The organism is Bacteroides stercorirosoris (assembly GCF_900142015.1).
Classification (GTDB): domain Bacteria; phylum Bacteroidota; class Bacteroidia; order Bacteroidales; family Bacteroidaceae; genus Bacteroides; species Bacteroides stercorirosoris.
Genome location: NZ_FQZN01000022.1, coordinates 67,127 through 90,649, shown reverse-complemented (window position 1 = coordinate 90,649; position 23,523 = coordinate 67,127). Strand labels below are relative to the sequence as shown.

General features: G+C 43.5%; 21 protein-coding genes. 9 read left to right on the top strand and 12 right to left on the bottom strand.

Annotated elements, in window-relative coordinates; genetic code table 11:
• The first annotated feature begins 61 nt into the window (after window positions 1–61).
• The 4 genes from BUC01_RS16705 to BUC01_RS16690 all read left to right on the top strand — a co-directional run bounded on the left by BUC01_RS16705 (window position 62) and on the right by BUC01_RS16690 (window position 4,718).
• Complete coding sequence (locus BUC01_RS16705) at window positions 62–1,933, top strand: DUF4139 domain-containing protein (RefSeq protein ID WP_073314269.1); 1,872 nt, start codon at window positions 62–64, stop codon at window positions 1,931–1,933.
• A 394-nt stretch (window positions 1,934–2,327) separates the two neighbouring features.
• Complete coding sequence (locus BUC01_RS16700; protein WP_025833098.1) at window positions 2,328–2,906, top strand: DUF4251 domain-containing protein; 579 nt, start codon at window positions 2,328–2,330, stop codon at window positions 2,904–2,906.
• A 236-nt stretch (window positions 2,907–3,142) separates the two neighbouring features.
• A complete protein-coding gene (gene kdsR / locus BUC01_RS16695) occupies window positions 3,143–3,946 on the top strand; it encodes a 3-ketodihydrosphingosine reductase (RefSeq protein WP_025833111.1) in 804 nt (267 codons plus the stop codon).
• Window positions 3,947–4,034: 88 nt separating this feature from the next.
• Window positions 4,035–4,718 carry a porin family protein gene (locus BUC01_RS16690; protein WP_025833114.1) on the top strand — a complete coding sequence of 228 codons (684 nt, stop codon included), beginning with the start codon at window positions 4,035–4,037 and terminating at the stop codon, window positions 4,716–4,718.
• Here BUC01_RS16690 and BUC01_RS16685 read toward each other — a convergent pair.
• From BUC01_RS16685 to BUC01_RS16670, 4 genes are all read right to left on the bottom strand, one after another.
• A complete protein-coding gene (locus BUC01_RS16685) occupies window positions 4,715–6,091 on the bottom strand; it encodes an MATE family efflux transporter (RefSeq protein ID WP_025833116.1) in 1,377 nt (458 codons plus the stop codon). The genes BUC01_RS16690 and BUC01_RS16685 overlap by 4 nt on opposite strands.
• Window positions 6,092–6,219: 128 nt before the next feature.
• Window positions 6,220–7,575: an FAD-dependent oxidoreductase gene (locus BUC01_RS16680; RefSeq protein ID WP_025833117.1), complete on the bottom strand. Its 1,356-nt coding sequence runs from the start codon at window positions 7,573–7,575 to the stop codon at window positions 6,220–6,222.
• 4 nt (window positions 7,576–7,579) lie between these two features.
• On the bottom strand, window positions 7,580–8,170 hold the full coding sequence (locus BUC01_RS16675) for a DUF417 family protein (protein ID WP_025833120.1): 591 nt from the start codon (window positions 8,168–8,170) through the stop codon (window positions 7,580–7,582).
• Window positions 8,171–8,256: 86 nt separating this feature from the next.
• Complete coding sequence (locus BUC01_RS16670; RefSeq protein WP_073314285.1) at window positions 8,257–9,105, bottom strand: helix-turn-helix domain-containing protein; 849 nt, start codon at window positions 9,103–9,105, stop codon at window positions 8,257–8,259.
• 381 nt (window positions 9,106–9,486) lie between these two features.
• Between BUC01_RS16670 and BUC01_RS16665 the strand changes: the two genes are divergently transcribed.
• The 5 genes from BUC01_RS16665 to BUC01_RS16645 all read left to right on the top strand — a co-directional run bounded on the left by BUC01_RS16665 (window position 9,487) and on the right by BUC01_RS16645 (window position 17,058).
• Window positions 9,487–9,882: a DUF1573 domain-containing protein gene (locus BUC01_RS16665; RefSeq protein WP_025833123.1), complete on the top strand. Its 396-nt coding sequence runs from the start codon at window positions 9,487–9,489 to the stop codon at window positions 9,880–9,882.
• A gap of 202 nt (window positions 9,883–10,084) precedes the next feature.
• On the top strand, window positions 10,085–12,076 hold the full coding sequence (locus BUC01_RS16660) for an OPT family oligopeptide transporter (protein WP_073314267.1): 1,992 nt from the start codon (window positions 10,085–10,087) through the stop codon (window positions 12,074–12,076).
• 9 nt (window positions 12,077–12,085) lie between these two features.
• A complete protein-coding gene (locus BUC01_RS16655) occupies window positions 12,086–12,955 on the top strand; it encodes an alpha/beta hydrolase (protein WP_073314265.1) in 870 nt (289 codons plus the stop codon).
• 15 nt (window positions 12,956–12,970) lie between these two features.
• Window positions 12,971–16,186, top strand: coding sequence for a glycoside hydrolase family 2 TIM barrel-domain containing protein (locus BUC01_RS16650; protein WP_025833125.1), 3,216 nt, complete (start codon window positions 12,971–12,973; stop codon window positions 16,184–16,186).
• Window positions 16,187–16,272: 86 nt separating this feature from the next.
• Window positions 16,273–17,058 (top strand): N-acetylmuramoyl-L-alanine amidase-like domain-containing protein, encoded by a 786-nt coding sequence (locus BUC01_RS16645; protein ID WP_025833127.1) that lies wholly within the window; start codon window positions 16,273–16,275, stop codon window positions 17,056–17,058.
• A gap of 304 nt (window positions 17,059–17,362) precedes the next feature.
• On the opposite strand, the gene BUC01_RS25555 is transcribed toward BUC01_RS16645, so the two are convergent.
• From BUC01_RS25555 to BUC01_RS16605, 8 genes are all read right to left on the bottom strand, one after another.
• Window positions 17,363–17,500, bottom strand: a complete 138-nt coding sequence (locus BUC01_RS25555) for a hypothetical protein (protein WP_175560891.1) — start codon at window positions 17,498–17,500, stop codon at window positions 17,363–17,365.
• A gap of 188 nt (window positions 17,501–17,688) precedes the next feature.
• On the bottom strand, window positions 17,689–18,036 hold the full coding sequence (locus BUC01_RS16635; protein ID WP_244895754.1) for a hypothetical protein: 348 nt from the start codon (window positions 18,034–18,036) through the stop codon (window positions 17,689–17,691).
• 102 nt (window positions 18,037–18,138) lie between these two features.
• Entirely contained in the window at window positions 18,139–18,723 is a 585-nt protein-coding gene (locus BUC01_RS16630; RefSeq protein ID WP_025833132.1) for a serine acetyltransferase, read from the bottom strand.
• Complete coding sequence (locus tag BUC01_RS16625; protein ID WP_025833134.1) at window positions 18,713–19,792, bottom strand: glycosyltransferase; 1,080 nt, start codon at window positions 19,790–19,792, stop codon at window positions 18,713–18,715. Before BUC01_RS16625 ends, BUC01_RS16630 begins: the two co-directional genes overlap by 11 nt.
• Window positions 19,792–20,919, bottom strand: coding sequence for a glycosyltransferase (locus BUC01_RS16620; RefSeq protein ID WP_025833136.1), 1,128 nt, complete (start codon window positions 20,917–20,919; stop codon window positions 19,792–19,794). Before BUC01_RS16620 ends, BUC01_RS16625 begins: the two co-directional genes overlap by 1 nt.
• A 2-nt stretch (window positions 20,920–20,921) precedes the next feature.
• Complete coding sequence (locus BUC01_RS16615; protein ID WP_025833138.1) at window positions 20,922–21,839, bottom strand: transketolase family protein; 918 nt, start codon at window positions 21,837–21,839, stop codon at window positions 20,922–20,924.
• Between the two features lie 8 nt (window positions 21,840–21,847).
• Window positions 21,848–22,861, bottom strand: a complete 1,014-nt coding sequence (locus BUC01_RS16610; protein WP_025833141.1) for a transketolase — start codon at window positions 22,859–22,861, stop codon at window positions 21,848–21,850.
• A 5-nt stretch (window positions 22,862–22,866) separates the two neighbouring features.
• Window positions 22,867–23,520, bottom strand: coding sequence for a sugar transferase (locus BUC01_RS16605; RefSeq protein WP_025833143.1), 654 nt, complete (start codon window positions 23,518–23,520; stop codon window positions 22,867–22,869).
• Between the last annotated feature and the right edge of the window lie 3 nt (window positions 23,521–23,523).

Genomic DNA, 23,523 nt, shown 5'->3' with positions numbered 1-23,523 from the left:
TTAGGAAACGATTGTTTACGGATTTCCATATATTTGTAGCATAACATTAAAGTAACTGACTATGAAACGACTGAAATTTGGTTTATGGATATGCCTATGTCTGTGCGCCACTACCCTTGTGGGGCAAAATAAAGTGAAAACAACAGCCGAAAAAGTAATGCTATTCATCGACGGCGCCCAAGTGACACGTACCAGGCAAGTAGACATCCCTGCGGGAACCTCCACTCTCATCTTCACCGGACTATCCCCATACATGGATGCACAAAGCATGCAGGTAAGTGCCAAGGGTAAACTTACCGTTACGGCTGTCAATCAGCAATATAACTATACTGATAGTGCTTCCGTCAGTCAGAAACAGCAAAGCCTGCAAGAAGAGCTGAAAAAAACAGAGAAACAACAGAAAGAACAGAAAGCCGAACTCGGACTGATTAATGCCGAATATGAAATACTGAAAACAAACTGTTCCGTCAGCAATAAGAATACGGCTACCTCTCTGGCTACCATCAAAGAGGTGAACCAATATTATTCCACCCAACTGAAAACTCTGAAATCGAAAGAACTCGCCATCAACGAGAAAATAGAAGAACTTACCCGGAAGCAAGAGCAACTGAATGCAGAGTTAGCGCAACTGAGCGGTAAGTCTTTAACCCCCATGAGCGAGATTGCAGTAAACGTAAACGCGCCCGCTGCCTGCAAAGCCACATTTATACTGAATTATTATGTGAAGAATGCCGGTTGGTTCCCCTCCTATGATGTCCGTTCCGGTAGTCTGTCCGAGCCAATTTCCATTGTTTACAAAGCGAATATCTTCCAGAATACTAAAGAAGATTGGAAGAATGTGGAGTTGTCCCTCTCTTCTTCTAATCCTACGACCGGAAGCGTAGCTCCGAAATTAGCCACCTATTGGCTGGATTACGGACTTGCAGCACCACGCTACAGCCTGAATCAAAATGGGAATTCGGTTTCGGGAGTAGTGCTCGACAGTGGACGGGAACCTATCATCGGAGCGAATGTAATGATACCCGGTACCACCATAGGCACTATCACCGACGTGAACGGTAAGTATTCCATCACCATCCCCAACGGACAAAACCAACTCCAATTCTCATTCATCGGTTTTCAGACCCAGACCAGAGATATACGTGGAAACATCATGAATGTCGTTCTTCAGGAAGATATGCAGATGTTGGAGGAAGTGGTAGTAGTGGGATATGGGACAGAAGCGTCCGCATCCTCCCACAGGCCTTCTACCAAATCCATCAAGAAAGCTGCCGCCATTGAAGAGGAAGCCAGTATGGCCCTCAATGTCGAGCAAACCCAGGGACAGATGGGCTACGAGTTTGAAATCAAAATCCCCTACACTATCCCTTCAGATAGTAAGCCGGTAGTTGCCGAAATCGGACATTATGAGATTCCAGCCTCTTATACCTATCAAAGCACTCCGAAGATTGATAAAGATGCATTCCTCATAGCCCGGGTTACCGATTGGGAGAAACTGCACCTGCTCGAAGGCGAGGCGAATGTTTATTTTGAAAACACTTTCATCGGCAAATCCATCATGAACGTCAGCCAGCAAAGCGATACTCTCTCCTTCTCACTGGGACGTGATAAACGCATCATGATACAGCGTACGAAAGAAAACGAATATACTTCCCGCAAATTCATAGGTTCCAGCCAGACGCAATCCATTGCCTGGAAACTCTCTGTACGTAACACACGCCCCGAGCCTGTGACACTCACTCTTTACGACCAACTGCCCGTATCACGCAACAACAACATCACCGTGACGGCAGAAGAAATCAGTGGCGGCACACTGGATGAAGCCAAAGGCATCATCGCCTGGCAAATGACCTTACAGCCCGGCGAACAACGTGAGTTACCTCTGCGATATAAAGTGAAATATCCTAAAGGACGAAACTTACTAATAGAATAACGCTTCTTTATGCCACCCTAAGGCAGAGATTATCCGGTATTCCCCTGTACATGCAAATCCTGGCAGGAGCCAACAATGCTTTAATTATCAATGCATTATATTTACCAAGTATTTTCATTATGATGTAAAAGCATTTACCACCGGATGTAACGGCCTTTACCCCATATTGTAACGCTCTTTACCTCGGCATGTAACGGCCTTTACCTCGGTATGTAAATGGAGTTACCATGTGAGGTAAATGACGTTATCATATAGGGTCGGCAGAATCAGCACTAATAGTAAACCAAACTTTACTATATTCTTTATAATATTTAGCATACCGTTTGCATCTTTTTCATTCCCAGATTGTTTATTTTGTAGATTAGAGTAAAACAGAACAATAAAAGAAGAAATCATGAAAAAGATTATCGCATTAATGATGTTAGTTTTCATAGGTGCCTCTACGGCAATGTATGCACAACAAAGTAGTAGTGAAAACCGCCGTGCCGAACGTAAAGCTCAGCGTGACGCAGAAAAAGCCAGGGAAAAAAGAGAAGAAGCACAGGCGTATGCCAATGCTGTACAAGCCATCAACAACAGAAAATTTGTATTGGAAGCTGATCGAATCACATTCAAGAGAGGACGAAGCGCTTTTGTTACGTCAAACACCAACTTTGTACTCTTAAATGGTGAAAAAGCATCCGTCCAGGTTGCTTTCAACGGTCCTTATGCAGGCCCTAACGGTATAGGAGGTATAACAGTAGACGGCAGGGTGGGCGAAATAAAAACGACCACAGACAAAAAAGGAAATGTGAACTGTAATTTCAATGTGGTAGGTGTCGGAATTTCGGCACAAGTTTCTATCAGATTGACTCATGATACCAACAGCGCATCCGTCACAATCAATCCGAACTTCAACTCGAACAGGTTGTTACTGGATGGCAAAGTAATTCCTTTGTCCGAATCGAGCGTATTTAAAGGACGGGCGTTTTAATGAGATTCAGTTGACGAGGAGACAAGAGGTTGTGCTATGCCTGTAGGCGAAAGATTTTTCGCCCCTACAAGCATATGCAAAATCGGTTCATGGGATTGGAAGTTTGGTTTCAATTATGAAGTAAACGATAAAAAGCATAACTTTGTACTGTTGAAACCGACCGATATGCCAGTTGAACGGTATGTTAAGGTTTAAAAGAACATTAATCCGTATTGTAAAGATAGACCTTACGTGACATGAAACATACGCAAATAATCCTCGTCACCGGTGCCTCTTCCGGCTTTGGAAAAGTCATCGCCACGCAGTTGGCCGCACAAGGGCACACCGTCTACGGCAGCAGCCGGAAAGCCGTTTCCGATAACCCGGATTTCAAGATGCTGCAACTGGACATCACCGACCCGGCATCCGTCTCCAATGCCATATCGACAATTCTGGCTGAAGAGGGACGAATTGATGTGCTTGTCAACAATGCAGGTATGGGCATCAGCGGAGCCATAGAGCTGACTACCGAAGACGAGATACAACGCCAGATGAATACTAACTTTATAGGTGCCGTCCGTATGTGCGCCGCCGTCCTGCCCTCCATGCGCGAGGCGGGACAGGGACGAATCATCAACATCAGTTCCATTGCAGGAGTGCTTGCCGTTCCTTACCAGGCTTTTTACAGCGCCTCCAAATTTGCAATCGAAGGTTATAGCGAAGCGCTTTACCAGGAGGTGAAGCCTTTCGGCATACAGGTATGCGTCGTTGAACCGGGAGATTTCCGGACGGGCTTCACCGCACAACGGCAGATGAATGAGGCCACTCTCTCCCATTCACAATATGGAGAACACTTCACAAGAACAATGCAGAATGTGGAGCAATCCGAGAATAACGGTTGCCACCCCGAAAAGTTGGGAAGAGCCGTCTGTAAACTGGTGAACAAACGCCGACCGGCATTTCGTACCAAAGTAGGCCCGTGGGAACAGGTATTCTTCGCCCGCATCAAGCCCATGCTGCCATTCTGCCTGACAGATTGGTTAATCAGAAAATTCTATTAAATGATAATCCGGCTACATAATTGCTTGTAATCATATAATTTATATCTTTGCGACAAAATAAACATCAACCCCTTACAAGGTTCAAACAATGAAACAGACTATTCTCACCGTTTTCTTTTCAATCATAGCATTAGGAGCAACAGCCCAATCCCCTATTTCCTTTCAGGTAAAAGCCGGAGTCGGCACCTCCAACTTCTGGGGAGAAAATGTAGAAAGCAACACACGCATCGCCTATAAAGCAGGTGTCGGCATGAACTATGAACTCAACAGGACATGGGTGTTCCAGCCCTCACTGAACTTTGTGTCAATAGGTGCCCGTGAAGATATAGAATATGTAGGCAAAGCGGACATGAATGAACTATACATCCAACTGCCTGTTATGATGGCGGCCCGCCTTCACCTCGGCAAAGATTACAGCGCTTCACTGAGTGCTGGTCCTTACATCGCTTATGGTGTAGGTGGCAAAACGTCGGGCGAAATGCAGGAACAATATGATTATAGCAGTAGTGTCCATCACGGAGGAAGCGGCTACAGATTCCGTTTAGATACTTTCGGCAATATGATAGACGACAATATGGGCAACAAGCGCTTTGATGCCGGACTCATGTTTGCCCTAAACTTTGAATACCACAAATTCATTTTCGGAGCGGAACTCCAATTGGGAATGATTAAAGTAAACGACCAACTGGACAATCTGCTGCAAAACTCCGGCATTGAAAAATTCTCTCCCAAAAACCTCGCTTCTTTCTTTACTGTGGGATATAGATTCTAATCTCCAGCAGGCTGCATTTGCTCCGCCTGTTTCCGTTTCATCTCATTCAGCACACTGCCTGTCAGCGGAATGGCAAGAAGGAAAGTAAGAAGGTCTGCAGCAACCTGACACATTTCTACTCCCTGCAATCCCAGATAGTAAGGCAGGATAAAAATCAACGGAATAAAGAACAGTCCCTGACGGGCAGACGAAAGAATGGTAGCCTTGACGGGTTTACGGATAGTCTGCAACATCATATTACTGACAACAATCCAGGCACCCAGCGGGAAAGTAATGAATTGCCAACGCAATGCGGCAGCCCCCACCGCTATCACATCAGGGTCTCCCTTGCGGAACACGGAAACAATTTCTTCAGCAAATCCCATACCAAGCACTGCACATACCAGCAAGAATATGAAACCTACCTTCACACAAAACCAGAAACCCTGGCGTACACGTCCGTAAAGCCCCGCTCCATAATTGAAACCGCACACCGGCTGGAAACCTTGTCCGAAGCCTATCAGGAAAGCATTGATGAACATAGCGATACGGGTGACAATAGACATACCCGCAATGGCAGCATCACCGTAAGCACCGGCAGCCACATTCAGCAAGATAGTTGCCACGCTTGCCAATCCCTGGCGGGCAAGCGACGGTGTACCTCCGCCGATAATCTCTTTTATGAAAGCCAGTGAAGGTGTGAAATTTCTGAAACGAATACGGATATTCCCTCCCTTACTGCCCATATACAGCAACAGAGAGAAACTGCATATCTGACTGATGACCGTAGCCCATGCCGCACCCGATATTCCCATATCAAAAACGAATATCAGTATCGGGTCCAGCACCACATTGATGACTGCACCCGAAACAATTCCCACCATCGCATACGCTGCATTGCCCTGAAAACGTATTTGATTGTTCATCACGAGAGAAGCAGTCATGAATGGAGCACCCAGCAAGATAATACCCAGATACTTCTCTGTATAAGGTAATATGGTAGGCGTAGAACCCAATGCTAACGAAAGCGGAGTAAGAAATATCAGTCCGGTTACTGCCAGGGCAATCCCCATAAACAATGCCCAGAAGAAGCCTGTTGCCGCCATCTTCTCGGCATTCCCTGTCTCCTGCGCACCCAGCTTCCGCGAGATGTAGTTTCCTGAACCATGCCCGAAGAAGAATCCCACCGCCTGGATGATGGACATGACGGAGAACACAATTCCCACAGCCGCCGTGGACTGGGTATTGATTTTCCCCACAAAGTACGTGTCCGCCATGTTATAGAACGATGTAACCAACATACTGATAATCGTAGGCACAGCCAACGATACTATCAGACGGGGCACCGGAGCTGTAGTCAGATAGACATAATTATCTTTTGCCGAATGTCTCATAGAATTTTCACAATCTCTGCAAGCAGTGAATCAAAGGAAATCACCACACTATAAAGGTATACAGAATTCGGGCACAATATTCGTCATTTTTAGGGAGATACGCAAATTCTTCATTCCTCATTTTTCATTTAGAAATTCATCAGGTCATTCAGCGCTTCGCTCATGCTGGGATGTGTAAAGATGTAATCTCTCAAGAAAGTATATTCCTGTCCCGTTTTCATTACGATTGATACGATGTTGATAATTTCACTCGTTCCCGGACCGAACAGGGTGCAACCCAATATTTTATTGGTATGGACATCTACCACCACCTTGAACAATCCGTCCGTCTCACCCAACGTTCGTGCACGCGGAATGGCACCGACGGGCAAAGTATTTACCTTTATATCCAATCCTTTCTTGCGTGCTTCCGCCTCACTCAGTCCGACACGTGCCAAAGGAGGATCAATAAATACTGAATAGCTGACCGGCTCGCGGTCATCCGTCCGGCGCTCTCCGGCACCGAACAAATCTTCACGGATTATACGGTAATCATCCAAAGAAATATAAGTGAACTGTAAACCGCCTTTCACATCACCGATAGCACGGATATGGGGATTGGTAGTCCGCAACCACTTATCCACAATAATAGCTCCGCGGTCATCCACTTTCACACCTGCCGCATCCAGGTTTAAACCCGAAGTATTAGGACGACGGCCTGTTGCCAGCAAGATGGCATCTCCTTCCAGATGATGAATCCCGTTCGTCGCAACATCCTGATAAATCACCGTTGAACCGTCTACCGACTGCACACGTGCGTTCAGATGGAAAACAATGCCTTTCTTCTCCAATACCGACTTTACACTGTCTGCAATGTCCCTGTCTTCACGCCCTATCAGTTCCGGATAGCCTTCAAGCACCGTCACCTTCGAACCGAAAGAAGCATACATGGAAGCAAATTCCAGCCCGATATAACCTCCGCCCACAATCACCAGACGTTCGGGAAGTTCTTCCAGTTCCATGATGGAAGTGCTTGTATATACACGGGGATTATCCTTTATCCCTTCGATGGAAGGTATGATGGTTTCCGCTCCGGTATTTATGAATATCTGCGGCGCCTGCAATTCTATCACTTCTTCCGCCGTCCTGACTTCTACCACATCGGGGCCGACAAATGCACCTACACCCGTATAAACCGTTATATTGGGATTATCGGCCAGATTATGATAGTTCTTGTTCCGCAGAAAAGAAGTGACCTCTTCCTTGCGGCCGATGGCCTGACGGTAATATTCCTTCTTCTCTTCCCACACAGCCTTTACCGGGGTTTCCTTGGCCAGATGCACCAGCGTCTTTGTAGGAATACAACCGATGTTGATACAAGTGCCTCCGTACATACGGTTTGAACGTTCCACTACTGCAACCGTCTTCTGGCGTTTTGCAAATTCGGCAGCCAGGGTCTTTCCTCCCTTTCCGAAGCCGATAATGATAGCATCATACTTTTTCATATCTCTATTTCTTTAATTGTTTCAGTACGCTTTTCGCACTGTCTGCTAATATAACAATTGCACCGGCCAAAATGGCTGTATCTTTTATAACTAATCTTCCGGCACCGGTCAATAATGGGAAACCGGACTCGCCACTGCCCAAATCAGGCACCCATACTTCGGGCGTGGTGACAAGGAAAGACAGCGTGCCGAGAGTCATGATAATTGCAAGCCCTGCTCCTACCAGACCGACTTTCGGCCAGAAGATGCCCAGAAAAGTAAGAACACCAATGGTCATGATGAGAATGCCCAACCCATGAGAAAAGCCATACGTATTGTTTTCCTTATGCCACTCATGCTTCACGGCATCAAATTCACCTTCTTTCAGTTTGTATTCCTTATATTCAGGAGCACTATGCGTATAGAAGAAGCTCATAAAAGGACTGTTTGCCACAAAAGGTACGATACCTTCGGCTTCATAATTCCAGAACTTCAATCCGCCTATCCAAACGAAAATAACCAGAATTGCCACGCGAATAAGATTGATACCCAACTTCTGAGTTGACGCAGCCAAAGTAAGGGCCGCCACGAACATTGATTGTAATTTTGTTTTCATACGATTATTGCATTAATTAATTGTTTTGTTTTTCTGATGCAAAAATCGGGGTTTATGTCGGGACGTGAAATGGCAATTCTGCCGTATCAGTTGGCAATATTTCCCGTTGTGTTCGATTTACGGAAATCCGACACACTTTCGCCCGTCATTTTCTTGAAAAAGCGACTGAATGTGGATAAATCTTCGAAGCCCAAGAGTTCACTGATTTCCTTGGCGCTTTTGGGAGTGTAGAGCAGTAAACGTTTAGCTTCCGCTTCCACCCGTTCGTGAATGATGCGCAAAGGAGAAGGGACTCCGCAGGAAGAAAACAGATTGGAAAGTGTCTTGGGAGAACGGAATAAGAGGTCGGCATAATCCTGCACTTGTTTCTTTTCACGGAAATTTTGGTCAACTAATATATAGAAACGGCGGACGATATCGAAAGCTTTCTCCTGTTCCGGAGTAACGCCGCACTTCTCACGGGCAATGCGGGTACAGGTGATGATGAAACGTTTAAGGATGATACGAAGCATCTCTTCCTGAAGGTTATCACGAACGGCAGATTCCTGACGGAAGATACGGACAATATCATTCAGATTGACAGCCTGCTCCTGAGAGAGCTTTAATCGCATCACCTGGGAGGAACCGTGAAAAAGGAAACCATTGCACGACACTTCGTCATCATGGCCGAAGATGCAGTAGAAATTACTATTGAACAGAAAAGTGAGGTATTCACCTTCCACCGATTTTATTTCGATATGATGCAGGGGCGTAAGACAGGCTATTTCGTCTTGTTCCAGCCGCATCGGGATATGATCTATCTCTACTGTCAGGATGCCGCTGCGCACCCATATAAATTTGTATAAGGTAGTGTTTTGCTGTAGTGCTTTATTTTCGTGAAAGCAAGAAGTCATTGCCAGATTCCCGTTCAGGGGGGTATTTAATTGATAATCCATCATATAATTAAGAGTTAGCGTTCTTTGTCGCACATTGAAGTACAAAAATACATTATTCCGGGTGGGGATGCAAGAAAAAGCAATAATTTAGATAGAATTCTTTTACTTTGACATATGCGACAATTAATTCGTTATCTTAGTCATTAGCCCTTGTATATCCACTTTTTACGAAACGCTGTAAATCAGTATAAATAGGCATAGCTTCCACCATCATCATCATGAAGCTCTCCCAATGTACGGAAGAAATCCATATTTTTCCTTATTAATCATATGCCACAACAGCTTCTGAGGCATATTTAATACTATTTCGCACATCATTGGATTAATTTTCACAAAAATGCCTTACCTTTGTCCGCTGTGTAATACAAAAGATTAAGAGACATGAAAAAACTTGCATTGTATATGTTTATGCTCGTTCTGAGCATTGGTTACGCTTCAGCACAGGGGAAGGCTGACATTAAGTTTGATAAGACCACTCATAACTTCGGTACGTTTTCAGAAAACGATCCGGTTGTAAGTTGTGTGTTTACATTCACCAACGTGGGCGATGCTCCGCTGGTAATCCATCAAGCTGTAGCTTCCTGTGGATGTACAGTACCCGAATATACTCAGGAACCCGTATTGCCGGGTAAGACCGGAACCGTCAAGATTACGTACAACGGCACAGGCAAATATCCGGGCCACTTCAAGAAGTCCATCACCTTGCGCACAAATGCCAAAACTGAAATGATGCGACTCTTTGTAGAAGGAGATATGACAGCGAAAGATGCGAAATAAGCATCTTTATATATAAGAATAAAGGAGAATTTTTCAATTCTCCTTTTTTTTTGCTTTCTTTGAAGACTTTTTCACCACAGATTACGCAGATTTACACAGATTTCCGTATCTGCCCAATTTATATATAGTAAAAATAATCTGTGGAAATCTGCGCAATCTGTGGTGCAAATTCAAATCATAATATAAAACTAAATAAGAAACTATGAAACAAGAAGAAGAGAAATTGACTGGTTTGCCGGAAAATGCATTCCGCGAATTGAAACCGGGCGAAGTCTACAACCCTTTGATGAGTCCCGACAAGAAGTATCCGGAAGTTAACCTCTGGTCTGTGTTGTGGGGTATTGCTATGGCTATCCTCTTTTCGGCTGCGGCAGCCTATCTGGGGTTAAAAGTAGGTCAGGTATTCGAAGCCGCCATCCCTATCGCAATCATTGCCGTAGGCGTATCGGGCGCCGCCAAACGTAAGAATGCGTTGGGCGAAAACGTCATTATCCAATCCATCGGTGCCAGTTCCGGCGTCATCGTGGCAGGTGCCATCTTCACCCTGCCCGCCCTATATATCCTGCAAGAGACTTATCCGGAAGAAATCACGGTCACTTTTACCCAGGTATTCATCAGTTCATTGCTGGGAGGCGTACTGGGCATTCTCTTTCTCATCCCTTTCCGTAAATACTTTGTCAGCGACATGCACGGCAAATATCCTTTTCCCGAGGCAACAGCCACCACACAGGTGCTTGTATCGGGCGAAAAAGGCGGAAGCCAGGCAAAACCGTTGCTGATGGCAGGTATTATCGGTGGTCTATACGATTTCATTGTGGCTACATTCGGCTGGTGGAACGAAAACTTCACTACGCGAGTATGTGGCTTTGGCGAAATGCTGGCGGAAAAGGCAAAACTGGTGTTCAAGGTAAATACCGGTGCTGCCGTACTCGGTCTGGGCTATATCGTAGGTCTGAAATACGCTTCTATCATCTGTGCCGGTTCACTGGCTGTCTGGTGGATTATCATTCCGGGGATGTCCATGATTTGGGGAGACAGTGTACTGAACCAATGGAACCCGGAAATCGCAGCTACCGTAGGCAGTATGGCGCCCGAAGAAATATTCAAGTATTATGCCAAGAGCATCGGTATCGGCGGTATCGCTATGGCGGGTATCATCGGTATCATCAAGTCATGGGGCATCATCAAGAGTGCCGTAGGACTGGCAGCTAAGGAAATGGGTGGAAAATCCAATGTAGAAGCCAGCGTGAAACGTACACAACGTGATATATCCATGAAGATTATCGCTATCGGTTCTATCATAACATTGATACTGGTGTTCCTGTTCTTCTACTTCGACGTGATGCAGGGAAGTCTGCTACATACAGTCGTAGCTATTTTGTTGGTAGCCGGTATTGCATTCCTGTTCACCACGGTGGCTGCCAATGCTATTGCAATTGTAGGTACGAACCCCGTTTCCGGTATGACACTGATGACACTGATCCTTGCATCTGTAGTGATGGTATCTGTCGGGCTGAAAGGTCCCGAAGGTATGGTGGCTGCATTGGTTATGGGTGGCGTTGTTTGTACGGCGCTGTCTATGGCAGGCGGTTTCATTACCGACCTGAAAATCGGTTACTGGTTGGGCAGCACGCCTGCCAAACAGGAAACATGGAAATTCCTCGGAACCATTGTTTCCGCTGCAACCGTGGGTGGCGTAATGATAATCCTGAACAAGACATACGGCTTCACCAGCGGACAGCTTGCAGCCCCGCAGGCTAATGCAATGGCAGCAGTTATCGAACCGTTGATGAACGGTGTAGGCGCTCCGTGGTTGCTTTACGGTATCGGTGCGGTACTTGCCATTGTGCTGAATGCATTCAAGATTCCGGCCCTCGCATTTGCATTGGGTATGTTTATCCCGCTGGAACTGAACGTCCCTCTGGTGGTGGGCGGTGCCGTCAACTGGTATGTGACAAGCCGTAGCAAAGATGCTGCCCTCAATGCAGAACGCGGTGAGAAAGGTACGTTGCTGGCTTCCGGTTTCATTGCCGGTGGTGCCCTGATGGGAGTAGTCAGTGCGGCTATGCGCTTTGGCGGCATCAATCTGGTGAACGACGCCTGGGTAAACAACACCTGGTCCGAAGTGCTGGCACTGGGTGCTTATGCACTGCTGATAATCTACTTAATCAAGGCCTCAATGAAAACAAAATAAGAAAGATTTATGAAAGTAATTTTATTTTTCACAGCATTGTTTATGTCAACACTGCTATCTGCCCAAAAGCCCGTTGAGATGCCCTTGTGGCCCAACGGGGCTCCAAATACAAACGGCCTGACAGGCGACCAGGAAGACCTGAACGGCGGTCGCGTGGCTAACGTTGTCAATCCGACTATCACAGTCTATCGTCCGGCAAATCCTAACGGTATGACTATCCTTATGTGTCCGGGCGGCGGATATGCCCGCCTGGCCATGAACCATGAAGGTCATGACATGGCTTCCTGGTTCAACACACAAGGAATCACCTATGCCGTTCTGAAATATCGTATGCCGAACGGACACCGCGAAGTTCCCCTCTCCGATGCGGAGCAGGCTATCCGCATCATTCGCCAGCACGCCAAAGAATGGGGCATCGATCCTAATCGTGTAGGCGTTATGGGAGCATCGGCAGGCGGACATCTGGCTGCTTCGCTCTCTACTCTTTACAGTAGTGATGAGACCCGTCCTGATTTCCAGATCCTGCTTTATCCCGTCATTTCCATGGTACCGGGTATCACCCACGGAGGTTCCCGCCAGAACCTTCTCGGCAATAACCCGACAAAGGAACTGGAAGAAGCTTATTCTCTTGAACGTCGCGTATCAGCCCGCTCTCCGCAAGCCTTCATCGTACTTTCTGCGGATGACGGCGCCGTACCTCCCATGAATAGTATCGGCTATTTTCTGGCCCTCAACGAACAGAAAGTTCCTGTTTCCATGCACATCTACCCTATCGGTGGACATGGCTGGGGATTCCGTGACAACTTCACTTACAAACGCCAGTGGACAGAAGAACTGGAAAAGTGGTTGCGTGACGGACTAAAATTTGAGAAGAAATAAAAATCATTATAGCTCATGAAAAGACTGACTTTTATCACCTGCCTCGCCTTGCTTCCTCTCGCCCTTCCGGCACAGGAGGGTCGCTACGAACAGTTGACAAACCCGAAGTTGACCCACATCAACAAAATGTCTCCCCGAAGTACATTCACTTCTTACATAAGTGAAGAAGATGCCATCGTCAATGACCGGACCAATGGAACCTATCGTCTTTCCCTCAATGGAAAGTGGAAGTTCAACTACGTGGAAAATTTTGCTGACCGGCCTACGGACTTTATGAACGCACGTACTGATGTCAGCCGCTGGCCGGATATCAACGTACCGGGCAACTGGGAATTGCAAGGCTTCGGTACCCCCATTTATGTCAATCAACCTTACGAATTTTGCTCCAAGGGCTACGAGCCTTATTGGGACAAACCCAATCCGCCATACGTGCCCAAGGAGTGGAACCCGACAGGTACCTACTGCCGCGAGTTTACCGTAGGCAACGACTGGGAGGGAAAAGAGATTTTCATGAGTGCGGATGGTGTACGCGGCGCTGCCTTCTATTACATCAACGGCAAGTTTGTAGGCATGAGCAAGGATTCCAAGACTCCCGCCCGCTTCAATGTCACCGCTATGGTGAAGAGAGGCAAGAATATAATTGCCATTCAGGTACACCGCTTTTCGGATGCCAACTATCTGGAGTGTCAGGACTTCTGGCGCATCAGCGGTATAGAACGTGATATTTATCTCTATGCCACTCCCAAGATTTACATTGCCGATTTCAAGGCAGAAACTCCGCTGGATCCTTACTACAAAGACGGCATTCTGAAGCTGAAAGTGAAGCTTGCGAACGAAAGCGACATCAAATCCCCATATGTAGTGTCCTATCGTCTGCTGGATAATGAAGACCAACAGGTCACCCAATCGTCTACCCGTGTGGAAGGCGACCAGACCGAGGTGGAATTTACCAAGAAAACCCTTCGTGGCGTAAAACAGTGGACAGCCGAAACTCCCAATCTCTATACACTCGTCATCAGCCTGAAACGCACGAACGGCGAAGTGATAGAAGCCACCAGCTGCAAAGTGGGTTTCCGTACGGTCGAGATTAAGGACAAGCAGCTTCTTGTGAATGGCGTACCCATTCTTGTGAAAGGTGTCAATGTTCACGAACATAATGAATACACCGGACATTATGTTCCGGAAGAGCTCATGCTGAAGGATTTCGAACTCTGGAAGAAATATAATGTGAACACGGTGCGTACTTGCCACTATCCGCAACAGGAACGTTTCTACGAACTTTGCGACCAGTACGGCATCTATGTGATTGATGAAGCCAATATCGAAAGCCACGGCATGGGATACGACCTGCACGTAGGCGGCACTTTGGGCAACAATCCGCTGTTCATGAATGCCCACCTCGACCGTACCATGAATATGTACGAACGTGATAAAAACCATCCGTGCGTAATCACCTGGTCATTGGGCAACGAAGCCGGAAACGGACTGAATTTCTATGTCACTTACAATACATTGAAGATGCTCGATAACCGTCCCATACAGTACGAACGTGCCGGATTGGAGTGGAACACCGACATTTATTGTCCGATGTATTCTTCTCCCCAGAGCATTGAAAAATATGCGCAAAATAAAGAAATGACACGTCCGCTCATCTTGTGCGAATACGCTCACGCCATGGGTAACAGTCTTGGCAACTTCCAGGACTATTGGGATATCATCGAAAAATATCCCATATTGCAGGGTGGCTGCATTTGGGACTGGGTAGACCAGGGCTTCGCCGCTAAAACCAGTGACGGACGTAAATATTGGACTTATGGTGGTGATTATGGTGAGAACGGCACTCCTTCCGATGGCAATTTCTGTATCAACGGTGTGGTTTATCCCGACCGTAGTGTTAAACCGCAAACCATCGAAATGGGTAAAGTTTATCAGAACATCAAGTTCATTAAATTCGACCCGCAAACCAGTACGGTACAAATCCGTAATGACTTCTCATTTACCGATCTGAATAAATACGACTTCCATTACATCGTCCGCGATCATGGAAAGGAAATTTATAAAGGTAAGATGGATAACATCAATGCAGCTCCGGGAAAGACGGCAACCAGCCCGTTCCTGCAAGGTATTCCTAAGGAAAAGAATACCGTAGGAGATGTACGCATCGAGTTCTATGCAACTGTACGCAAAGCCGAACCGTTCTTGCCTGTCGGCACGGTAATCGCCCGTGAGCAAACCTATGTTCACCCATTCTTCAAGAAAGAAGTTGCCTATCAGGCTCCTGCCAAAATGGAAGAAGTCTTCTCACAAGTTGTTTTCAGCGGTGACGGTTTCAAAGCAGCTTTTGATAAGCAAAGCGGTTTGTTGGTATCTTATGTCTACAATAAGCAGGAATATATTTATGACGGGCAAGGTCCGCGTCCTTTCTTCTGGCGGGCTCCTACTGATAACGATTACGGAGCCAAACTCCCCGTCCGCTTAAAAGCGTGGAGAGAAGCCAGTTATCAGACGCTTAAGGCCGAGTCATTCAATGTCTCTAAAGAAGGGGGTAATTCTATTGTGAAAGTAGCTTACCGCTTCCCACAGACAGATGCCCGTTGGGAAATCACCTACAAGGTATATGCCAACGGTATCATCAAAGTGAACAACCGCTTTGTTGCTGAAGGGACAGAAACTCCAATGATTCCGCGCGTCGGTCTGCGTATGCAGTTATCAGAGACACTGACCAATCTTACTTATTACGGCCGTGGCCCAGAAGAGAACTACCGTGACCGTCGCACATCCCAGTTCATCGGAGAATATACCACTCCAATCAAGGATTTATACGAACCGTATATTCGTCCGCAAGAGAATGAACACCGCACAGACATCTACTGGTGCGCCCTCACCAACAAGCAAAAAGGTGGTTTGCTCTTTATTGCCGACCGCACATTTGAGTTGAATGCTTCCAATTATCCGCTCGGTAGCCTGGACAGTGGTGAAACAATCGATAATGGCGCTCCGCGCACAGCCAATACAAACCATCGTCACCTCACTGATCCGCAACCGGAAAAGATGGTGGATATGTTTATTGACTATCGCATGATGGGTGTTGGCGGTGACAACAGTTGGGGAGCTATGGCACACGAACCGTATCTGATTCGTCCCGGTGTGGAGAATGCTATCGAGTATGGTTTCTCCATCGTACCGTTTGACAAAAAGACGGATTACAAAAATTTAATTTATCAATATTGAATTTAATCTGTCCAATTTAAGGATTTTTGAAAAGGATGTCGTACTTTTGCGGCATCCTTTTTATTTATATTAAAAACGAAAGAACAATGAAAACAATGATTACACTCCTGTTCAGTGCACTTTGTGTGGCTACAGTCAGCGCTCAAACAGATGACAAAGAAAATGCCATGCTGAACAATGGAATAAAATTTCTGGATATTCCTTACGTAGCACACACGTTGGAAGTAACCGACGGTGAAGAAGAACTTATCATCAATTGTGATGAAGTGGACTGCACTACTTTTGTAGAATATGCTCTCGCCATGGCCCTCTCTCCTACTGAAGACGGTCAGGTGGCCGAAGGTGACTTTGCCGATAAACTTCAGATGATCCGTTATCGTGATGGAAAAATAAGCGGTTACCCTTCCCGCTTGCACTATATTGCAGACTGGGTAAACAATGGAGTTCGTAATGGCTTTCTGGAAGATGTAAGTGCTTCTTACAGCCCGTACACACAAAAAGTTTCTCTTTCTTATATGTCTTCTCATCCGGAATTGTATAAACAGTTGAGCAACTCTCCACAAAACGTAGCTAAAATGAAAGAGATTGAAAGCTCATTGTCCGGACAAGAATTCCATTATATTCCCAAAGACCAACTTCCATTCAATGGTCTGCCCTGGATTAAGAATGGTGATATTATTGCCATCACAACAAATACTCCGGGACTGGATGTAACCCACATGGGTATTGCATTCTATGTAGATGGCAAACTCAGCCTGTTACACGCTTCCTCCAAAGAAAAGAAAGTGGTAGTTTCTAAGGTTGCTCTGGGACAAATGTTGCTAAGTAATGACAATTGGACAGGAATCCGGGTGCTGAGGATGAAGAAGTAAAAATTGATATTCTATAAACAGAATGCGGGAGTTTCGATTTGTTCGAAACTCCCGCATTCTGTTTATCCAGTGCATTTCAGCATATTCAAGCATTTTTATAAAGCTGCTTTAGTTTTTCACGCAGTTTCTTATTAACAGTAAGATTTCGTTCATCCATAACGTTTTCCCGTCCATCATATTTCACAGACGCAGTATACGAAGGGTAATCACTGGCTTTACTTAGATTATTTTTATAGTGCAGTGCTCTTATATTCAGCAAATTATCATCACCACCTAATGACATTGGTAGTATATGATCAATAATCTATCCGAAAGGATTATTTTTTCCAAATTTATCCCACATAATCAATGCTCCGCAAGCATCTTTGCGAAACATAGAATCGTCCAACCCATCCACAAAACGGGCTTTCTTCCACACCAATAACTTTATATCTTCATCCATTGCAGAACCTTCATGTTTGTACAAAAATAGAATAGTTTGTATACAAGAATTAGTTTCTCAATCAGAAATCCACAAGCATATAACAATCAAACAACATCCATTTATTGATTTTCTATGATGACTAGTCGAGTAAGGCAAGGGACTTTCACCCTCTTTACTCGACTAACCTAACATAAGGCACTAAAACTTTAAAGAAGACGCGTAACGCTGACTAAATTTGCATTCTCTTTATTGATCTCAATACCATTACTTAACTTCAGATGGAAAGAAACAACATTGAATTCTTCAACCAAAGGTTTTGAAGTAACAACTTCGGAAGAGGAGAGGCCACTCTTGGGAAGACCGGTAACCGTTAGAGGGTTTAAACGTATTTCTTCCATTTCTGAATCACGAAGATGGTTCTTGTTGTCACGATACCATTTGATGAAGTTACGATATTCAATTCCTTCAGAAATACAATAGGCATTGATCGAAATCTTCCGGGGAGCAGCATCCGTTTGATAACGGAAGAGAAACTCACTGTAAAGTTCACTCATGTTCATTATTTGTCGATTTTTAAGTTCGAAGCAAAGATAATAGACAAACAAAAACAAGACAAGAGCCATACAATGAGTGCTTACACGCTTACCTATAAATTATTAAGAAAAGGTGTTATGTGGGTCGTTTACTTTCACAACTTTAGCTTTTGGCGAACATACTAAACTATTAGGAGGTACGTCATCTACAACTGTTGCACCAGCAGCAATTACAGAATTATCACCTATTCGAATTTGACCAAGAACTAAAGCACCAGCATGAATGCGTACGTTATTTCCAATCATAGGAGATACAGATTTTTTCGTATAACCAATCGTTACTTGTTGATTAATCCAGCAATATTCACCTATACTTTCTGCACTTATTATCGTAGCAAAACCATGTTGAATAAACAAAGCTTTTCCTATTTTATCTCTCGAAGTCGTAATATATAAACTGCTGAGGGGAGGGAGAAGAATTTTATGCAGCAAAGAAACTCTCAATCGTTTATACATTACATTTCGAAATTCTTTATAATAAGTCAGGAAATACATCATACCTACTAAACCGCTATATCCTACGCTATAACACTTACTCCAAAAACGGACATCTTCCCTAATATTTTTATTAAGATAATAGCTTAAAATATGCGGTATATATCTAAATGATAGAACAATAGCTAGTAGAATTTTCACTTTAATTCTCATAACAATTACTTATTTGTTTAATGGTTGTATCTGAATCAAATACTGAATTCTTCATCATCTGAGAAGTTTTTACTCTTTGAGTTTCAGATAATTTGGAAGGAATATGGGAAATCCATTCATCCAAAGACTTATTGAGTGATAGATAATTAATTAGGCCTGTAATGTTTACGAGTTTTGTAATATTTTCAGAAGCCAATATTGGTAATCCTGATGCCTGTGCTTCAACTAATGTAAATGGTAATCCTTCAAATAAAGATGGAAAAACCATCAAATCAAACATTGAATAAAATCGACTTGTTTCAGAAATACTCCCGAGAAAAATAATATTCGGTTTGTTTGTTTCTGTCTTTATTTTAAAAAACAATGGCCCATCTCCAACGAGCACCAACTTTGATTCTGGATTTTTTTTATTATAATAATCAAAGCATTTTATCAAAAAATCATGATTCTTAGCCTCTACGAATCTACTTACATGCCCCCATACTAGGATGTTATCATCTATATTATATTTTTTACGTAATTCTATCCTTGATCGATTATTATATTTATAGGTATCAAGATTAATACCATTATTTATTAATTGGTATTTCTGTGAACCAAACATCCATTTAGCAGCTTTATCACTACATGATAGACGCACAACTTCTCCATGATTCATCAACCATCTATTGAAATAATGAATATATTTTCCAATAGCACCTCCTACATTATTGTTACTATTATGAGAATGGACTACGAACTTACACTTCGCTTTACGAGCAACCAGAGTCGGTATATTGTTTATCAAAGAATTAGCATGCAAATGAATTACATCATAGCCATTATCCTTAACAATAGAAAGGAGTTGTTTGTATGATTTAAAATAATGCTTCTCAAAAGGTAAAGTATAAAATATCTTCACATCCTTCTTTTCACACAGTTCTAATAACCTAACATTTTCATTCTTGTCAGATTGAAGAACAATATCAATATGGTACTGTTCTGTGTCAATTTTCTCAAGCACATTGTAAACAAAGGTTTCTGCTCCTCCTATATTCAAAGCTCTAAGATAGTAAAGGATCTTTTTCATTATTTCATTATTTCATCTAAGATAACAGGTATTTCTTGAATTGTATTACAAACATCAAATTTTTGAGCGACTATCATATTGTGACTACCAAACCTTGCTCTGTCTCCTGTATTATCAACAAGCTTTCTAATTGCCATTGCATATCCTTCAATATTATAAGGCTGAATGGTATAACCTGTAACTCCATCTTCAGTATAATCACGGATACCATTAACGTAGGATGAAATCAGTGGTAAACCAGAAGCCATACCTTCTAAGGCACCTATTCCAAGGCCTTCTCTTTGAGATGGGAAAACATAAATATCAGCTGCTTTGCATATTTCAGGAATATCTCTATGATAACCAAGGAAATGTACATTCTCTGCTATACCTAATTTTTTGCAAAGATTCTTTAGATAATCTTCAAGAACGCCTTCACCACATATAGCATAATGAATGTCCTTATCTTTAAGTTCTCCAAGAGCTCTAATAACCACTTCGTGATTTTTACGAGTCCCCAACTCGCCTACTGAAAGAAGCATAATGACATTATTTGGTATGCCAATTTCTTTTCTCTTTAGGCTCCTGTCCACACTCGCTTCTCGGAATTTCTTTGTATCCAATCCAACACCATGAACATAGAAAACGTCTTTGAATCCAAACGACTTTCCCCTATTGAAATCTTCCTTGTTAATTGTAATTAGATAATCTGCAAATTTAGCCATTATACGCTCTATTGGGTAAAAGATAAGCCAGCTACCCTTTGATGACCCATCAAAGAAGTGGAATCCGTGTACCATATATACTACTTTGGTACCTTTTTTTCTTGCGCTTCGCGCTGCTAATCGAGTAGCAATACTCATCACTGGCTCATTAGTCCAGATTAGATCAAAGCTATCATTATCAATGATTCTTTTTAAGTCTATTATTCCTTTATAATTTGATAGACTAAATGGACTTCTATTAAGGCGTATATATGATATTTTTACAGGTTTTTCTTTTATACGGTTACGCAATAAATCATCATAGCCTTCCAAAGCTGTACTAGCAATCTCAACATGATGCCCCATCTCCAATAGTTTCTCTATATGAGGAACTAAAAAATGGAATATCATAGCGTTTGTTGCTGTAAGCAGAATCTTACTCATGATTAAATTAATTTTGAAATTTTTTCTACAATACCATCAGCATCAATACCATATTGACCTCTCAGGTATTTCTGATTACCCACTCGAACAGAGTACTCATCATTCAATCCAACACGAAGTAATATAGCATTCCTCTGCTTCATCTCTGTCATTACCTCAGCAACAGCAGAACCAAAGCCACCGATAACATTTTGTTCTTCACAAGTTACAATCAGATCAAAATCCTTTGCAATCTGCTCGATTGTTTCTTTATCAATAGGCTTAACTGTTGGGAAAGTATAAACTGCAGGATTAATACCCTTTGCTTTCAAAACATCCTTTGCAACAGTTACTTCCTCAAAAATAGCACCTGTTGAGAAGATAGCAATCTTCGCACCATCGCAAACCTTGATAGCCTTTCCAATCTGGAAGTTCTCAATCTTATCGTGAATACGTTTCTCACCTCCACGACCAAGTCTAAGGTATGCTGTTCCTTTATACTTAGCTAATGCCTTAGTACATTCCTCAGCTTCTATAAGATCGGCAGGTGCAAGTACTACAACATTAGGCAATGCACGAAGAATTGCAAGATCCTCAGTTGCCTGATGGCTCATTCCAAGTGAACCATAGACGAAACCACCACCAATACAAACAACCTTTACATTGGCATTATGGTAAGCGCAATCGTTACGAATCTGCTCAATACAACGAAGTGTGGGGAAATTACCAATACTATATGTGAAAACGTTCTTTCCTGTGAGTGCCATACCAGCAGCCACACTTGTCATGTTCTGCTCAGCAATGCCAGCATTTGTAAACTGATCAGGACACTTCTCCCAGAAAGGTTGCAAAACGCCAAATCCGAGGTCTCCAGTTAAGAGCTCTATATTTTTATCTTCTTTGGCAAGTTCTACCAAAGTTCTTACAAATGTATCTCTCATCTCTATAATTATACGTTATGAACCTTTTCTGTTGTTCCAATCTTAGCATCCACTCTTCTCATCTTCTCAGGATATGTAGTATTCCAAGTGTGTGAGAATGTGTGATCATTGTAGATGTCATCCTTATCAGTAGGCAACTGAGGATTCTCGATGCCATTAGGAGTATAAGGATCATCACAACCCGCTGGCTTTATCTTATGCAACTCGCTAACCGCACAATCATACTCCCACCCATCATGCGGAAAACGATAGTGCCAAAGGATATCATTCTGCATGAATGGGATGCCAAAACCCTTGATGGTATTGGCTATAATTACAGTAGGCTTATGCTCATCATTAGCAGCATATTCTGCAACCTTTGCGAAAGCATACTTCAGTTCTTTATGATCGTTTCCGTTAATCTCAATTACATTCCAACCAAATGATGCCCACTTCTCCGCAAAGTTTTCTATCTCCAGAGTATTCTCGTTGAAGTCCATACTCTGCATATGATTGTGGTCAACGATCGCGCAAAGATTGTTCAACCGGAAGTGATTAGCAAACAATGCTGCCTCCCACACGCTACCCTCATCGCATTCGCCATCACCAAGAACAACAAATGAGCGCTCACTGCGTCCGTCTTTCTTCAATGCGAAAGCAAAACCTGCAGCGGCACCAAGACCATGACCAAGGCTACCTGTTGAGAACTCAACACCAGGAAGGTGATGAGATACGTGACCAGAAAGACGACTACCATTCTGATAATGAGTCTTCAGTTCTTCTACTTCAAAGAAACCACACTCAGCAAGTGCAGCATATATAGAAGCGCCAGCATGACCCTTACTTAAGATAAAGCGGTCGCGATCTTTCCATTTAGGATTCTTAGAATCGTAATTCAATACATCAGCATACAATATTGCCACAATATCAGCAACAGAAAGGATTGCACCAAGGTGGCTACCACCACTCAGGTGAGTCATCTCAACACCATGTCGACGAATTTTCCATGCAAGCTGCTCGCTTGTCCATTTACAATTTGCCATATATCTTATTTCTTTTGATTCTTTTCGTAATTGTCTAATATCTCCTGAACATCCTTTGGTAATTTATCAGACTTTGTGATTACCTTATATACTGTCCAAAAAATACACTTGATATCACCGAGGAACGAATGGTGGTTGCGATAATAAAGCTGTAATTTCAACTTCAAAGGACGAACTACATTCAGATAATAAGCATCTGGATCAATTGCTTCTGTAAATCCTTTGAACTGAGCAATATTAGCCATTGATGCCCAATCAGTAATACCTGGCTTCTGGTCGAGAATAGCCATCTCGCACTCGGTATACATATCAGTATAGTAGCGCAATTCAGGACGAGGGCCAACAAAACTCATATCGCCCTTCAATACATTTATCAACTGTGGTAGTTCATCAACTTTACTCTTGCGAAGGAAGTGACCAATAGGAGTGATACGATCATCATCATCGCCAACATTCCACTTACCCTTACCTTCACAATCAGGTTTCATACTTCTGAATTTAAAGATACGGAAGTCTTTACCATGCTGACCAACACGAACACCACGGAAGAAAACGCCGCCCTTTGATCCAGTAACAATAATTAAAGAAATAATCAAAAGTATTGGCGATAAACATACCAATCCAATAAAACTAAAAATTATATCAAATAGTCTTTTCATACC

What these genes read in the sequence shown, in the direction of transcription:
- BUC01_RS16690 (WP_025833114.1), top strand. Translation starts at nt 4,035, where the DNA reads ATGAAACAGACTATTCTCACCGTTTTCTTTTCAATCATAGCATTAGGA.
- BUC01_RS16645 (WP_025833127.1), top strand. Translation starts at nt 16,273, where the DNA reads ATGAAAACAATGATTACACTCCTGTTCAGTGCACTTTGTGTGGCTACA.
- BUC01_RS16625 (WP_025833134.1), bottom strand. Translation starts at nt 19,792, where the DNA reads ATGAAAAAGATCCTTTACTATCTTAGAGCTTTGAATATAGGAGGAGCA.
- kdsR (WP_025833111.1), top strand. Translation starts at nt 3,143, where the DNA reads ATGAAACATACGCAAATAATCCTCGTCACCGGTGCCTCTTCCGGCTTT.
- BUC01_RS16705 (WP_073314269.1), top strand. Translation starts at nt 62, where the DNA reads ATGAAACGACTGAAATTTGGTTTATGGATATGCCTATGTCTGTGCGCC.
- BUC01_RS16630 (WP_025833132.1), bottom strand. Translation starts at nt 18,723, where the DNA reads ATGAGAATTAAAGTGAAAATTCTACTAGCTATTGTTCTATCATTTAGA.
- BUC01_RS25555 (WP_175560891.1), bottom strand. Translation starts at nt 17,500, where the DNA reads ATGGATGAAGATATAAAGTTATTGGTGTGGAAGAAAGCCCGTTTTGTG.
- BUC01_RS16660 (WP_073314267.1), top strand. Translation starts at nt 10,085, where the DNA reads ATGAAACAAGAAGAAGAGAAATTGACTGGTTTGCCGGAAAATGCATTC.
- BUC01_RS16650 (WP_025833125.1), top strand. Translation starts at nt 12,971, where the DNA reads ATGAAAAGACTGACTTTTATCACCTGCCTCGCCTTGCTTCCTCTCGCC.
- BUC01_RS16680 (WP_025833117.1), bottom strand. Translation starts at nt 7,575, where the DNA reads ATGAAAAAGTATGATGCTATCATTATCGGCTTCGGAAAGGGAGGAAAG.
- BUC01_RS16670 (WP_073314285.1), bottom strand. Translation starts at nt 9,105, where the DNA reads ATGGATTATCAATTAAATACCCCCCTGAACGGGAATCTGGCAATGACT.
- BUC01_RS16610 (WP_025833141.1), bottom strand. Translation starts at nt 22,861, where the DNA reads ATGGCAAATTGTAAATGGACAAGCGAGCAGCTTGCATGGAAAATTCGT.
- BUC01_RS16635 (WP_244895754.1), bottom strand. Translation starts at nt 18,036, where the DNA reads ATGAGTGAACTTTACAGTGAGTTTCTCTTCCGTTATCAAACGGATGCT.
- BUC01_RS16685 (WP_025833116.1), bottom strand. Translation starts at nt 6,091, where the DNA reads ATGAGACATTCGGCAAAAGATAATTATGTCTATCTGACTACAGCTCCG.
- BUC01_RS16675 (WP_025833120.1), bottom strand. Translation starts at nt 8,170, where the DNA reads ATGAAAACAAAATTACAATCAATGTTCGTGGCGGCCCTTACTTTGGCT.
- BUC01_RS16620 (WP_025833136.1), bottom strand. Translation starts at nt 20,919, where the DNA reads ATGAGTAAGATTCTGCTTACAGCAACAAACGCTATGATATTCCATTTT.
- BUC01_RS16655 (WP_073314265.1), top strand. Translation starts at nt 12,086, where the DNA reads ATGAAAGTAATTTTATTTTTCACAGCATTGTTTATGTCAACACTGCTA.
- BUC01_RS16700 (WP_025833098.1), top strand. Translation starts at nt 2,328, where the DNA reads ATGAAAAAGATTATCGCATTAATGATGTTAGTTTTCATAGGTGCCTCT.
- BUC01_RS16615 (WP_025833138.1), bottom strand. Translation starts at nt 21,839, where the DNA reads ATGAGAGATACATTTGTAAGAACTTTGGTAGAACTTGCCAAAGAAGAT.
- BUC01_RS16665 (WP_025833123.1), top strand. Translation starts at nt 9,487, where the DNA reads ATGAAAAAACTTGCATTGTATATGTTTATGCTCGTTCTGAGCATTGGT.
- BUC01_RS16605 (WP_025833143.1), bottom strand. Translation starts at nt 23,520, where the DNA reads ATGAAAAGACTATTTGATATAATTTTTAGTTTTATTGGATTGGTATGT.